The following is a 13,878-nucleotide window of genomic DNA, read 5'->3' on the forward strand; positions in this document are numbered from 1 at the left end:
AAACGTTAACACTAATTAACGTTGATGTGGAAACACGAATAAAAAAGTATTAGCACGGGCGAGTCTTAATTCCTGATTCCTGATCCCCGGTTCTTGCCTCTCTTATCCCTGCGCTTGCGGCAGGTTTAAATGAAATACCGTACCCTCGTTAATCACGGTTTCGAACCACACTTTACCTCCGGCATTCTCGATAGAGTTTTTCACGAATGCAAGCCCCAAACCAGTACCCGAACTTTTGGTGGTAAAATTGGGTTCAAAAATTTTGGTACGCAAGCTTTCGGGGATACCGTTACCATTGTCGCGCAGGTTGATTAAGATAGATCTTCCTTCAATACTGTAGTCAATATCTATAAGTCCCGGGCGGCCCGGCGGCATGGCTTCAATCGCATTCTTCAACAGGTTATTAAAGCAGCGTAAAAGCTGGTCGCGGTCGGCAATAATAAGGAAAGGCTCTTCGGGTGCATTAAAGTTGATGGTCACGTTATCCATTTGCTTAAAAATGGTAACCGCCTGGCTCAGCAATTCAATAATGTCCAGTTTCTCCATCCGGGTATCGGGCATTTTGGCAAAGGCCGAAAATTCGGAAGCAATGGATGACAGGCTTTCTATCTGCTCAACAAATGATTTGCTGAAACGCTCGAACTTGGCATCAAACTTAGGATCTTTGTCCTTCCATGATTTTTCGAGCAGCTGTAAGCCCAATTTAAGCGGCGTAAGCGGGTTCTTAATCTCATGGGCTACCTGCTTGGCCATTTCGCGCCATGCGCTTTCACGTTCAGACTGTGCCAGCCTGCTCGCGCTATATTCGAGCGCGGCAATCATATTATTATATTCTTTCACCAGCGAGCCAATCTCATCATTACGGCGCCAAACAATAGGTTCGTTTTTACGGCCGTAAATGGTTTTACTCAAACTATGCTGAATGAAGCTAAGCGGGTTGGTAATTTGCCTGGCCACCAATATGGCAAACAAACCAATGGCAATAAATATCAACGCGTAAATATTAATCATGGCGTTAAGCAATGACCCAATGCGCTCAGTTAACTCTGCCTCGTTAGAGAAAAACGGCAACTGTAAAAAGGCAACGGTCTCGTTATTGGCATTGCGGATAGGTGCATAACCGGCTGCATAATCAAGCCCGCCTATCTTTTCTTTATTTACCAGTTCAGATTTTTGCAGCTTGCTTAAATAAACAAATGCCCGGCCGTTCATGCGTGGTTGCAACAAGCCCAGGTTGTATATTTTAGGCTGCGTGGTGTAAAGCAAAACGCCGTCTTTATCGTAAAGCGTAAGGTCGGTAGAGTAGGCATCGGCAAAAGCGTTAAAACTAACCTGCGTTTCGAGGTTAAACGGCGAAGACTGGTTATCGATATGATTTTCAAAAGCCGATGCTATGCGGGTAATACGGTCTGTAATAGAGTTTACCTGCTGCTCGTGGTACTGGGCAATAATAGAGAAACAGGTGATAATACCTACCAGCATCAGGGTAACCACCACTGCAAATATCATCGAAAACTGGATGCGGGTTTTATAGAGAATCCTATCGAAGTTGATATGAAAATCCCAGATAATCTCATTCTCATCTATCCGGATAAACCGCACACGCCGCCAAAGCCAACGGGTGCCCATTACAATAGAATTGAAAATAAGCATCAGCACAAAAAAGAAGGTAAGCGAGGTTATACCATACAGTACAGGGTACTCCAGCTTACTGATGATGATCATTTTGCGGGCACTCGGCTTATAAATAAGGTGATTGTAATTGGTAAAAGCCTTATACCATGGCTGCCCGCTCGACGATGTGTTTTTAAACGCATACTGATGCGGCTGTGCACTAAACTCGTTATTTAACAGAGAATAGGTATACTGCCCGCTTTGGCTTAACAGGTGGTTATCACTATAAAATGCGTACGAGTAGCCTTTAAACTCGTTAGTAAGTTTCAGCTGCTCATCTACCAGCAATTCGGGAAATGCGTTGGTGTATTGCAGCGGTTTTGATTTTAAGGCAATTACAAAAGTGCCCAGGCTTTTATTGTTTACCTGTACAGGCAGCAGGGCAAAATAACTTTGAAAACCGAACGAATCATTTTCGCGATAAAAGTAATTGGATACTTTAAAGGCGCTAAAAACAACCATATCCTTAAAGTTATCCAGTATGTAACTTTTATCGGTCGAGATCGATTTACCTTCGTTATCGAACTCATAAATCTTGAAATCGTATTTAGAGAGGTATCCATCAAAATACGTTTTCTGGAAATGCGTGCGCAGGTAATTACTGTTATGGGCAGTATCTTCGAAATACTCAATGAGAAACTTATCGTTAATCATCTGCTTTTCAATATGCTTAAAAATATAGTCGGCGCTTTTATCGTCGGCGGCCTCCAATTTTTTAATCAGCAATTTGCGGGTTTCATGTTCGCGCTGGTTTTGGAAAGCATTGAGTTTAACGGATGCTATAAGGGCACTCAATATCAGCACACACAAAAATGAGGTAGCAGTTAGCTGCCCGTTCTTATACCAAACAATATAAGCCCGTATGGCAACAACAAACCCGGCAAGTATATAGAATAAGGTAAATGGTGCCGTAATGCTGTTAATAATAGTTGCTATTAAAACACCGGTAAAGAATATCAGCGCTTTATGCATAACCGGTATTTTAACCCGCATTATCATTACCAACAGTATCTCGTCTATGAGGTTAAATATCAGGAAGCAGAAACATACCATGATAATACCCACCAGGCTATAAACAGAAAGGTTGAGTACATTACTTACATCAAAATTTATCTTCGATGTAATAATCATGTGGTAAAACAGGTTTACAAACGTGCCCAGCCCCAACAACATAAAAATAGTACAGCCTGCAATAATGCCATAGCCAATAGCCTTATTTTGAATAGGCTTAAGCAATTTAAACCTGTACTTATATATAAAACTTGCCAGCCAGAAAACCATGAGCAGGTTAACACAGAAATCGCCCAGGGACGGAAACAGTGGCCCATCAGAATAATACTTTGGATCGAACAAATCAAACTGTGATACATAACCAGGCCAGTGCAGTGCCTGGTTTACCGTTCTGAGCAGTATGATAAACACCGCCAGTGTTGTAAATGAAAGCAGCAGATAGCCCTTTTGCGCTATATAGTTGCACAAAATATGGATCAGCATGCATAGTGTGGCAAAACTGAGAACCCATAAAATGGTGACAAACAGGTAAAAATTATGGTTGGTATGGTTAGGCTTAATTTTTACCGAAAAAAGGTACTGATGATCTATGCTGTGTATGTAATAAACATCTTTATCTGTAATATCGGCCAGGGCTAAACTGGTATCGCTGTTAAGTCCTTCGTCAAAAGTGTTTTGCAGGTACTTGTTTTGCAAGCTATAGCTCCATTTAACCGGGATATAAAATATAGCCGTAAAATTGCCTGACGTTTTGCGGATAGCCTCATAATAACCATTGGCTACCTTAATGAATGAACGCCCCTCCTTAACAGGCCTCGAAGTATCTGGCAATATTTTAACCCCCGTCCAAAATGTTAAGCGGTTATTAACCATGGTGGTTAACCACACTCTTTTTTGGCTTGTTAAATCATCAATAAAATTTAGGGCAGCGTTTTCATTATTGGGCAGTGTGCGTAAACTATCAAAGTTTGCCTTGTTATTGATAATGCTATTTACGTAAGCCTCTTTGGTATGCAATGAGCGCTCGAGCGCCTGCGCAGGTTGCTCCAGGTTATTTTGCGGGGTATAGGTTTTCTGTACAACTATAGCTGTAAGCAAAAGGCTGGCACAAATAAGGGCCAGTAATAAACGTATTTTGGCTATCGCGGTCAAAAAAGGAGCAATGTTGATTGGTAAATTTAGTATAAAAAATAAAAGCCACTTTAGTTTGTGGCTTTTAAATTTTTTATTGTGCTATGGTTGCGCTGCTGGTTGGTATGGCGCGGTCTACCTTTTTTACCAGGCCTTGCAGTACATTACCCGGGCCAACTTCGGTATATGAGGTGGCTCCGTCCTCTAATGTATGTTTAACAATTTGGGTCCATCTTACAGCTCCTGTTAACTGCAAAATCAAGTTACGTTTAATATGCTCAGGATCTGTATATGGTTTAGCATCGATGTTTTGATAGATGGGGCATACCGGCGCTTTAATTTCGGTAGCCAAAATAGCGGCCTCCAGTTCCACACGTGCCGATTCCATTAAAGGAGAGTGGAATGCGCCACCTACATTTAATTTTAATGCGCGTTTTGCACCGGCAGCCAGTAACAGTTCGCAGGCTTTATCTACACCAGCTATCGTACCAGATATTACCAACTGGCCCGGGCAGTTGTAGTTAGCCGGAACAACGATGTCGCTTACACGGTGGCAAATATCTTCAACCGTAAAATCATCCAGACCTAAAACTGCGGCCATGGTTGATGGCTGAATTTCGCAGGCTTTTTGCATCGCATTGGCACGTGCTGCTACCAAACGTAAACCATCTTCGAACGATAATGCACCTGCTGCTACCAGTGCCGAAAATTCGCCAAGCGAGTGGCCAGCAACCATTTCTGGTTTAAAGTCATCACCCAAAACAGTAGCCAGTATTACAGAGTGTAAAAATATAGCGGGTTGGGTAACGTTGGTTTGTTTCAGTTCCTCATCCGTGCCGTTAAACATAATGTCGGTAATGCGGAAACCTAAAATTTCGTTTGCCTGCTCAAATAATGAACGTGCTTGCTCAGACTGATCGTAAAGGTCTTTTCCCATCCCAATAAACTGGGCACCCTGACCGGGGAATATGTATGCTTTCAATTTAGTTGTGAATTTTGAGTTAGTGATTGATTTATATTTCGGATTTCGAATGTTCGATTTCGAATGTTCGATTTCGAATTTATTTAAGCTCGTCATTTCGAGGTACGAAGCAATCGCGAACTGTACGGAGCGGCTCTGTAGTCCCGATAGCTATCGGGAGGGGATTGCTTCGTACCTCGCAATGACGTTTGTGGTTATGACAACTTTGACGATATCAAATTTAAAAACTCCGTTCTGGTTTTATCCATCAAAAACGCACCGGTAAAAGCCGATGTAGTAGTTACCGAGTTTTGTTTTTGTACGCCGCGCATGCTCATACACAGGTGGCGGCACTCTATTACCACACCTACCCCGATAGGGTTAAGCGTATCCTGGATACAATCGCGGATTTCGTTGGTTAAACGTTCCTGAACTTGCAATCGGCGGGCGAAAACATCAACAATGCGTGGTATTTTGCTTAAGCCCACTACATGCCCGTTAGGGATGTACGCTACGTGTGCTTTACCGAAAAATGGCAGCATGTGGTGCTCGCACATCGAGTAAACTTCAATGTCTTTCACCACCACCATCTGGCTGTACTCCTCTTTAAACATGGCCGATTTCAGGATCTGTTGTGCATCCAAATCGTAACCATGCGTAAGGTACATCAGTGCCTTGGCAACGCGTTCAGGGGTTTTTAATAAGCCTTCGCGCTCGGGGTTCTCGCCTATTTGTTTTAACACCTCATGATAGTGGCCGCTCAGGCTTTCAATCAGTTCAGGGTTATAACGGTCTATTTTCTGGTATCCTTCAATGCCCGCATCGCGGTCCGGAAGGTTGTCATCATCGTCGTGCTGGTGCATAGGTATAATTAATCGCCGAAGTATTCGGCAGAGTTGTTTTCGGTTTCAAATAATCTAACAGAGTGTAAAAACACGCCAGGATAAGCTTCGATAGGGCCTTTCAGTTGGTTGAATATCCCGATGGTCAGCAATTCGGTCGAAGCCATTTTGCCTGCCATAAAAGGTACATCCAGGTTAATATTTTTATGATCGAGTTTTTCGATCACATACTCGTGGATAATTTCCTTCAGCTCTTTCAGGTCTATCAGGTACCCTGTAGCATGTGTTACTTCGCCTTTTACAGTTACAAACAGGTTGTAATTATGCCCGTGCCAGTTAGGATTGGCGCATTTGCCAAACACTTCCTGATTTTTCTCGGCGCTCCACTCCTCGCGGTACATGCGGTGAGCAGCATTGAAATGCTCTTTGCGCGTAATATGTATCATCATAACTAATAATTGGTGCAAATATACAAAACAAAAACAGGCAGGTTGTTTTATCTTAGCATAACAAAAAAGCCAAGCCATGCACATATTAATAGTAGCCGCCACAGAAGCAGAGATCAGTTTGTTGAGAGAGAGCCATCTGAAAGAGAGTCAAGAATCGAGAAGCAAGAATCAAGACGAGGACCGAAAACGGACAACTGACAACCGACAACTGGACTTCCTAATTACCGGCGTTGGTATGACAGCCACGGCTTATGCGTTAGGCACTCATCTGGTAACCAATAAATATGATCTGGTAATTAACCTGGGCATTGCAGGTAGCTTTGACCGCAGTATTGCCCTGGGCGATGTGGTTGAAATAATAGAAGATACCTTCTCTGAACTGGGTGCCGAGGATGATGATTGCTTTCTCTCCCTAACCACACTTGGCTTTGGTGAAATTACTTATAAGCCCAATGGACATCCCTTTTTAAATATTAAACAGGTTAAAGCCATCACGGTAAATAAGGTGCACGGCAACGAGGCTTCGATAGATAAAATAGTGGAACGCCTTAACCCCCAACTGGAAAGCATGGAAGGCGCTGCTGTATTTTATGCCTGCCGCCAGGCGGGTGTGGCTTGTGTGCAAATCAGGGCTGTGTCAAATTATGTAGAAAAACGTAACCGCGATGCCTGGAAGATAGGTTTAGCCGTTAAAAATCTGAATACATTTGCCGGAGAGATGTTGCGTGTTATGGGCTCCCAGTTGCCTGATGCCTGAATCACGCAACTCGCAACTGAACACACGCAACAACCGACTACTATGAAACTAACACTCGGCTTTTCGCCATGCCCTAACGATACTTTTATTTTTGATGCCCTTATTCACCATAAAATTGATACCGAAGGATTAGACTTCGAAGTATTTTATGATGATGTGGAAACCCTGAACCAAAAAGCCTTCCGCGGCGAACTGGATATTACAAAGCTAAGCTACCATGCCTTTGCCTATATGGTAGACCAATATGCTTTGCTGGATGCTGGCAGTGCCTTAGGTTTCGGCGTTGGCCCAATGCTGATTTGTAAAGGCGACCCGGATGAATTACGCGAAAAACTTAAAACCGATGGAGCAAGTGTAAAAATCGGTATACCGGGTAAATATACTACGGCCAATTTCCTTTTAGGCTTAGCTTTCCCCGAAGCTACCAACAAGCAAGAATTAGTTTTCTCTGAAATTGAAGATGCCGTGTTAACCGGTAAAATAGATGTGGGCTTGATTATCCATGAAAACCGTTTTACTTACCAGGATAAAGGCCTGAAAAAGATCATGGACCTGGGCGATTACTGGGAAAAAGAAACCGGCTGCGCCATTCCGTTGGGAGGTATTGTAGTGAACCGGAATTTGCCATTGGATGTTCAGCTTAAGGTGAACCGCTTGATCAGAAAATCTGTTGAGTTTGCTTTTGCCGATCCAAAATCGGGTTTGGAGTTTATCAAATCTCATGCCCAGGAAATGAGCGAAGAGGTGATGTACAAGCACATCGAACTGTATGTAAATAAGTACTCGGTTGACCTTGGCGAAGAAGGCAGAAAAGCAATTAATCTGCTATTTGATACCGCAAAACGGAAAGAAATTATACCTCAAATAAGTAAGGAAATATTTTTGACTTAAGCGAGGATTATGACCCAAAATGACTTTTCTGCTTTTCAACAGATACTCGTAATTTAGCGGGGTATGTCCATCCGTAACAAAATATACTTTGCGTCCGATTTTCATCTGGGCTCAGGCAGCTATACTACCCACCGCGAGAAAGAGCAGAAGATTGTGAGCTGGCTCGACATGATCAAAGCCGACGCCAGCGAGCTATATTTAATGGGCGACATCTTCGACTTTTGGTTCGAGTATAAAACTGTTGTTCCGCGTGGCTATATCCGCTTTTTGGGTAAACTGGCCGAACTGGCTGACATGGGTATTAAGCTCACCCTGTTTAAAGGCAACCACGATATGTGGATGTTCGGTTACTTTGAGAAAGAACTAGGCGCAACCATCATCAGCAACGAACTGGTGATTGAGCGCAACGGTAAAAAATTCTACCTGCACCACGGCGATGGACTTGGCCCGGGGGACGCCAAGTATAAGTTTCTGAAAAAGATTTTCCGCAGTCCGCTTTGCCAGTGGTTGTTCGAGCGTATCCATCCTAACTTTGGTGTGGGTATTGCAAACAGATGGTCACAGCATAGCCGCGATACCGGTGATAATGATAAACAACGCCGCATAGATGAACAGGAATGGCTGATAGTTTACAGCAAAGAGGTTTTACAAACCCAGTTTTACGACTACCTGATATTTGGTCACCGCCACTTGGCAATGGATGTTAAAGTTGGAGAAAAAAGCCGCTATATAAACCTTGGCGAGTGGGTAAAGGCCTGCACCTATGCAATGTTTGACGGTACGGATGTTACCCTGCATACGTACACACAGCCTATTCCTCAATAATTTTACTTCAGGCTTACCAGCGATGCGATGTATCTGTTTAATATCTAAGCTAAAAGCCGTACTTTTGCAAATCCTTTGGCAGGCACTGCCAATAAGATCCATAATAATATGTTAGATAAATTAGAAGCGATAAAACAGCGTTGGCAAACAGTTGAAGGCGAGCTTAGCAGCCCTGATGCAATGAGCGACATGAAACGTTTTGCCCAGCTGAGCAAAGAATATAAAGACCTCACCAGTGTTGTAGAAGAATATAATATCTACAAAAACATCATGAGCAATATTGATGCTAACAAAGAGATTCTGGCTACTGAGAAGGACGAAGAGTTTCGCGAGATGGCTAAATCTGAATTAGATGAGCTTTTGGTGCAGCGTGATGAGAAGGAAGAGTTTATCCGCCTGATGCTGATCCCTAAAGATCCAGAAGATGCGAAACACGCTATCATCGAGATCCGTGGTGGTACAGGTGGCGACGAGGCTGCCCTATTTGCCGGCGACCTTTACCGTATGTACATGCGTTATTGCGAACGCCGTGGCTGGAAAACCGAATTGGTTGATTATACCGAAGGTACATCCGGCGGTTACAAAGAGGTTGTATTAAACATCTTGGCTGATGATGCTTATGGTACTTTAAAATACGAATCGGGCGTACACCGTGTACAACGTGTACCTGATACCGAAACCCAGGGCCGTGTGCATACCTCGGCAGCAACCGTGGTAGTATTGCCAGAGGTTGATGAATTTGATATTGACCTGCAGGTGAGTGATATTCGCAAAGATCTGTTCTGTGCTTCGGGCCCGGGCGGACAGTCGGTTAATACTACTTATTCTGCTGTGCGTTTAACCCACATCCCTACCGGTATTGTGGCACAATGCCAGGATCAGAAATCGCAATTAAAGAACTACGATAAGGCTTTACAGGTACTACGTTCGCGCGTTTACGAAATGGAATTGCAGAAACATTTGGAAGAAGTTTCTAAAAAACGCAAAACCATGGTATCAACCGGCGATCGTTCGGCCAAAGTTCGTACCTATAATTACCCTCAGGGCCGTGTTACCGAACACCGTATCGGCCTAACCATTTATAACCTACCAAACGTTATGAACGGTGATTTACAGGAGATTATGGAATCATTACAGTTCGCCGAAAACGCAGAAAAACTGAAAGAAGGCACCGTAGCCTAATTTTTTCAAATATTTTTTGGGATTGCAAATCCAATTCCTATATTTGCAATCCCAAACGGGAGGAGTGGTAGTTCAGCTGGTTAGAATACATGCCTGTCACGCATGGGGTCGCGGGTTCGAGTCCCGTCCATTCCGCAAAAAGCTCATCAGATAATGATGGGCTTTTTTTGTTTATGCCTTTTGTTATAGCAACGGCGCAAGTACTTCACTTCACAATACTACGCTGGGAGCCCGGCAACCATTAAGCTTGTTGAAACGTATCTTCTGATATATCCTAAACTTTGATTTTCAATATCATGAAGGCCTTTCCTAGCAATGTTTTTTCACGTTCTATTACACCCTGCTTGTTTTATTTATGCTTGTTATTGGGCGTAGGTGTATTGTCTTTTAAGAAACCAAGTTACAACTGGGATATGTTGGCATATACAGCTGTCATACTTCAATATGACGCTCAGACGAAAGATGTACATCAAATGGTTTATCAATTAGCATCAAGGCAGCTGCCAGCGGATACTTATGATCAATTGGCAGGAGCTTCAAATCCTGAAAGAAAAAACTGGAAGGAAAATGACGCAGCATTTCACCAAAAACTCCCCGTTTATGTAATTAAGCCGTTATACACCATGATGGCATACGGCTTTTATAAATTGGGGATACCTATATTCAAGGCAACGGTGGTGCCTTCAGTTATTGCCTATATCATGACTGGGATATTATTACTGATCTGGCTGAATAAATATCTGAAGCCCGTTCACGCGACCATCACTTGTTCGATGATCATGTTGCTGCCGCCGGTACTGGAAGCAGCTAAACTTTCAACACCAGACTTTTTAGCAGGAATGCTGTTGTTTTACGGCGTTTATTTTATGGTAGAGAAAGCATCGGTAACTGCTTTTTTTATATTCGGCATCCTTGCTGTTTTGAGCCGGATAGACTTTATTTTACCTCTATTGATCTTACTACCGGCCTTAACGTTTCTGGCTAAAGAACTTTCCGTAGGAAAACTTATTGCATTCATGAGCATTGCTGTGGTTGTTTATTTACTGATTGCCAGCAATGCCTTGGGATACGGATGGAACATGTTATATTTTCCGTCATTCTTCCATACCCTCAACCCAAAGCATGAGGTGCGGTCTGCCTTCTCGATGCATGATTATTGGGAATTATTAAAGGCGCAGGTTATGACAGCGCTGTATCACTCCCATTTCGTTTGGCTGTTATTGATCGCGACACTAACATTACTGCAATACCGCCTTTACGAATTGAAGAGCAACATGGCCATTTTGATTATAATTTCTCTGCTGTTTGCGATAGCAGCCCGGTTCTTATTACAGCCTGTTATAGCAGATCGCTTTTATATAGGATATTATCTAATCTTTGTCACCCTATTCGTGGTCCAGCTAACCAAACGGCCTCGGGTGATGGTACATTAAAGTTTTCCACGAAAAGTTCATCGGGTAGTGATGAGCTTTTTTGTTTATGACTATAGACGAATACTTCAATTTCATATTCCGATGCTACATACTTGCGCCAGAATTGAAGGAGCCAAAGCAGGGGATTCTAAAAGCTAAGAAATAGATCAACCAGTATGGCGGTGCTTTATCAATAAATCACATTGTGGCAACTTAAGCTAACTCAGAAATTGATCTTGCTACTTTATCAGCTCCCAATTTATGTGATCATTACAATCAAAATATTTAAAGACCTTGATTATTTTAAATAAGTCCGGCTCTTTCTCAAATCCTAAATTTTTTAAAGAACCAACGTAATCACCATGCTTCCTAAAACCCGCAACAAGCCTTTTTGTGGGTACAATTATAAACCAGGCGTCCTTTGCTGGCTTATAATTAACAGTCGTGTTTTTACCATGAGCTAATATTATTCCTTTTATTACTCTAATATCTTCTATGCCATTAACAGGAGCAGGAATATCATTAGTATCTATCGAAGTAATAATCCAGTTAGGTTTCGTTGATGGTGTAGTGGCTTCATATGGTTTAACTAAAGGTATTCGGGCCAAGTCAAATCCTCCTTTATTAGTATAAAAATCATCAACTTTTTTACCGGAGCCTTGATTGCAGGCAAAAACATTAATCAAGATGATAATATATACTAACCATTTCATTATTTAGAAGTTATCGAGAAGTTAATGACGCAAAAAGCCCATCATTATATGATGAGCTTTTTTGTTTATGCATTATAGAATCTGTAAAGAACAAGTACCTCTACGTCATAATTCAACACTGCATAACTATGCCAGAATTTGATAAGGAGGGCAATGAGCCTTTACATCTCTTGCCCTACCTAATGCCAAAGACTGAGAGCCATTAACTCTTATCTAACACCCCTTCAGCTTGTTCAGCAATTTCAGGCTTTATTAATCGCTTTTTAGGGAAGTTGAACAATAACGACGTTATTACCGGGATAATAAATATGCCTACCGTAAATACCGATACAAAAATATCGGCCTTTTCTCCCTCTAATAATTTAGAGAAAGATGCATCCGGGTAAAAGTGAGTATATAATGAGGCGGCGAGCTTTACGCCCAGTAAACCAATTACAATAAAGGCAACGGTTTCCAGGAAACTGAATTTCTCCATCAGTTTAACAAAGCCCTGGGCTACGAAACGCATGGCCAGTATACCGATAAATACGCCGGTATAAATCAGAAAAACGTGATCGGTAAAGGCTACTGCGGCAAAAACGTTATCGATTGAGAACGCCAGGTCCATCACCTCAACCAAAGCCACGGTTGCCCAAAAGGTGCCGATTAAGCCCACGGTTGATTTATAAACCCAGTTCTTACTTTTGTCAACGCTTTCGTCTTCACCTTCATCACCTGCCGATGCTTTGCCTTTAAAATAATCAAAGGCCAGGTATAACAGGTATAAACCACCTAGTGGTTTTAACCACCATATTTTAACCAGCCAGGCCGCCAGAAACAAGCAGGTGCCCCGTAATACATACGCGCCAATAATACCGTATCTAAGTGCCTTACTCCTTTGTTTGGCAGGCAAATCAATTACCATGGTTGCCAGCACGGCTGCATTATCAACAGAAAGCAAGCTTTCTATTACTATCAGGTTTAATATAATAAGTAAGCCTGCTTTAATGTCGCTTCCTAAAAGCGTGTGTAAAAAATCCATATCGTGTAAAGTTTTGGATGTTGTTTAATCTATTTGTTGTTTAAATAATATCGGTGTTAAGCATACTCTTTAAAATATTAGCCTGTACATCAATATCGCTTATACTGGTTAAAAAGTTAATATCGTTCAGCTTTTTATAGTTATCCACCAACAAACTCTTAATTTCTGAGGGGATAGTTTTTTTTACGCTGCTAATAGTGTTTTGCAACTGATTATTCTTATCAATAATCTCCTGCACAAAGCTCTCCTTTTTCGACAATTCGGTAGTTAACTCCATATTGTTGAGCAAAGAAATATCCATAAACAGAAACAAGTTTTTTAAAGGATAATACAAAAAGTAGCGATCCTCTTCATTAAACTTATAGATCTCCGCTATCTGTTCATCGGCCCTTATACCGCAATAAAAACTGGTGCGGAAATCGTATTTGCATAATACCCCCATCAGCTTTTTCTGGATGATGGCATAAGCGTTACTGTATACTGCAGCGGCATCATACTTAACAATATCGTTGATCATTGCCGGTGAAACCTCGTAATAAAAGTCGTGCGAAAACCGGGTACTAAACAGGTTGATATTTTTTGAGAATGGGTAATCGGCCGTGTCATCAGACAGTACCTTGTACAAGTTGCGTAAGGATGTATTTATTTTGAGTGCTTGCCGCTGCTGCTCTATCTTATAATCCTGCATGGTATATGCAGAACTATGGATCTGTTCAACCAGATTTTTGTTCAGCTCAATCTCATCAAGCAGCAGGCTGATGCTTTTTTCGTTGTTCTTTTTTATTTTTTTTAACAGATCAATTAAACTGGTGGTAAACTGGAGATGAAACAGCTCCAGTTTATTAATATCAATTTCGGGATTGTTTGCAAATAGTTGATGGATAACCTGGCTGCGCAGATAGATCTTATAGATGATCTCCTCTTCAAAAAAAACCGAAAGTAGTTGCAGTTTACTTATAAGCCTGCCTGAGTCATTTAATATCGCTATCCGATTTTCATCCATCTACTT

12 protein-coding genes and 1 tRNA gene are annotated in these 13,878 nt (G+C 42.0%); 6 read left to right on the forward strand and 7 right to left on the reverse strand.

The features are described from left to right. Window positions 1–102: 102 nt before the first annotated feature. The 4 genes from PQO05_RS25285 to PQO05_RS25300 all read right to left on the reverse strand — a co-directional run bounded on the left by PQO05_RS25285 (window position 103) and on the right by PQO05_RS25300 (window position 6,065). On the reverse strand, window positions 103–3,837 hold the full coding sequence (locus PQO05_RS25285; protein ID WP_273630271.1) for a sensor histidine kinase: 3,735 nt from the start codon (window positions 3,835–3,837) through the stop codon (window positions 103–105). A gap of 73 nt (window positions 3,838–3,910) precedes the next feature. Then, window positions 3,911–4,798 carry an ACP S-malonyltransferase gene (gene fabD / locus PQO05_RS25290; RefSeq protein ID WP_273630273.1) on the reverse strand — a complete coding sequence of 296 codons (888 nt, stop codon included), beginning with the start codon at window positions 4,796–4,798 and terminating at the stop codon, window positions 3,911–3,913. A gap of 194 nt (window positions 4,799–4,992) precedes the next feature. Next, window positions 4,993–5,640, reverse strand: coding sequence for a GTP cyclohydrolase I FolE (gene folE / locus PQO05_RS25295; RefSeq protein ID WP_273630275.1), 648 nt, complete (start codon window positions 5,638–5,640; stop codon window positions 4,993–4,995). A gap of 8 nt (window positions 5,641–5,648) precedes the next feature. After that, complete coding sequence (locus tag PQO05_RS25300) at window positions 5,649–6,065, reverse strand: 6-pyruvoyl trahydropterin synthase family protein (protein ID WP_273633552.1); 417 nt, start codon at window positions 6,063–6,065, stop codon at window positions 5,649–5,651. A 79-nt stretch (window positions 6,066–6,144) separates the two neighbouring features. Here PQO05_RS25300 and mqnB point away from each other — a divergent pair, with 79 nt between their 5' ends. From mqnB to PQO05_RS25330, 6 genes are all read left to right on the forward strand, one after another. Then, window positions 6,145–6,825 carry a futalosine hydrolase gene (gene mqnB / locus PQO05_RS25305; protein WP_273630277.1) on the forward strand — a complete coding sequence of 227 codons (681 nt, stop codon included), beginning with the start codon at window positions 6,145–6,147 and terminating at the stop codon, window positions 6,823–6,825. Window positions 6,826–6,867: 42 nt separating this feature from the next. Further along, window positions 6,868–7,716 (forward strand): menaquinone biosynthesis family protein, encoded by an 849-nt coding sequence (locus tag PQO05_RS25310; RefSeq protein WP_273630279.1) that lies wholly within the window; start codon window positions 6,868–6,870, stop codon window positions 7,714–7,716. A 63-nt stretch (window positions 7,717–7,779) separates the two neighbouring features. Continuing rightward, window positions 7,780–8,541, forward strand: a complete 762-nt coding sequence (locus PQO05_RS25315; RefSeq protein WP_273630280.1) for a UDP-2,3-diacylglucosamine diphosphatase — start codon at window positions 7,780–7,782, stop codon at window positions 8,539–8,541. 108 nt (window positions 8,542–8,649) lie between these two features. Then, window positions 8,650–9,723 carry a peptide chain release factor 1 gene (prfA, locus tag PQO05_RS25320; protein ID WP_273630281.1) on the forward strand — a complete coding sequence of 358 codons (1,074 nt, stop codon included), beginning with the start codon at window positions 8,650–8,652 and terminating at the stop codon, window positions 9,721–9,723. 61 nt (window positions 9,724–9,784) lie between these two features. Beyond that, a tRNA-Asp gene (locus tag PQO05_RS25325) sits at window positions 9,785–9,858 on the forward strand. 161 nt (window positions 9,859–10,019) lie between these two features. Next, window positions 10,020–11,156, forward strand: coding sequence for a hypothetical protein (locus PQO05_RS25330; protein ID WP_273630282.1), 1,137 nt, complete (start codon window positions 10,020–10,022; stop codon window positions 11,154–11,156). A gap of 218 nt (window positions 11,157–11,374) precedes the next feature. Here PQO05_RS25330 and PQO05_RS25335 read toward each other — a convergent pair whose 3' ends face one another. The 3 genes from PQO05_RS25335 to PQO05_RS25345 all read right to left on the reverse strand — a co-directional run bounded on the left by PQO05_RS25335 (window position 11,375) and on the right by PQO05_RS25345 (window position 13,872). Next, window positions 11,375–11,848 carry a hypothetical protein gene (locus tag PQO05_RS25335; RefSeq protein WP_273630283.1) on the reverse strand — a complete coding sequence of 158 codons (474 nt, stop codon included), beginning with the start codon at window positions 11,846–11,848 and terminating at the stop codon, window positions 11,375–11,377. 202 nt (window positions 11,849–12,050) lie between these two features. Then, window positions 12,051–12,869, reverse strand: a complete 819-nt coding sequence (locus PQO05_RS25340; protein ID WP_273630284.1) for a TerC family protein — start codon at window positions 12,867–12,869, stop codon at window positions 12,051–12,053. 40 nt (window positions 12,870–12,909) lie between these two features. Next, a complete protein-coding gene (locus tag PQO05_RS25345) occupies window positions 12,910–13,872 on the reverse strand; it encodes a hypothetical protein (protein WP_273630285.1) in 963 nt (320 codons plus the stop codon). Between the last annotated feature and the right edge of the window lie 6 nt (window positions 13,873–13,878).

The organism is Mucilaginibacter jinjuensis (assembly GCF_028596025.1).
GTDB lineage: Bacteria > Bacteroidota > Bacteroidia > Sphingobacteriales > Sphingobacteriaceae > Mucilaginibacter > Mucilaginibacter jinjuensis.

What these genes read in the sequence shown, in the direction of transcription:
- folE (WP_273630275.1), bottom strand. Translation starts at nt 5,640, where the DNA reads ATGCACCAGCACGACGATGATGACAACCTTCCGGACCGCGATGCGGGC.
- PQO05_RS25300 (WP_273633552.1), bottom strand. Translation starts at nt 6,065, where the DNA reads ATGATACATATTACGCGCAAAGAGCATTTCAATGCTGCTCACCGCATG.
- mqnB (WP_273630277.1), top strand. Translation starts at nt 6,145, where the DNA reads ATGCACATATTAATAGTAGCCGCCACAGAAGCAGAGATCAGTTTGTTG.
- PQO05_RS25340 (WP_273630284.1), bottom strand. Translation starts at nt 12,869, where the DNA reads ATGGATTTTTTACACACGCTTTTAGGAAGCGACATTAAAGCAGGCTTA.
- PQO05_RS25330 (WP_273630282.1), top strand. Translation starts at nt 10,020, where the DNA reads ATGAAGGCCTTTCCTAGCAATGTTTTTTCACGTTCTATTACACCCTGC.
- PQO05_RS25335 (WP_273630283.1), bottom strand. Translation starts at nt 11,848, where the DNA reads ATGAAATGGTTAGTATATATTATCATCTTGATTAATGTTTTTGCCTGC.
- PQO05_RS25310 (WP_273630279.1), top strand. Translation starts at nt 6,868, where the DNA reads ATGAAACTAACACTCGGCTTTTCGCCATGCCCTAACGATACTTTTATT.
- PQO05_RS25315 (WP_273630280.1), top strand. Translation starts at nt 7,780, where the DNA reads ATGTCCATCCGTAACAAAATATACTTTGCGTCCGATTTTCATCTGGGC.
- prfA (WP_273630281.1), top strand. Translation starts at nt 8,650, where the DNA reads ATGTTAGATAAATTAGAAGCGATAAAACAGCGTTGGCAAACAGTTGAA.
- PQO05_RS25345 (WP_273630285.1), bottom strand. Translation starts at nt 13,872, where the DNA reads ATGGATGAAAATCGGATAGCGATATTAAATGACTCAGGCAGGCTTATA.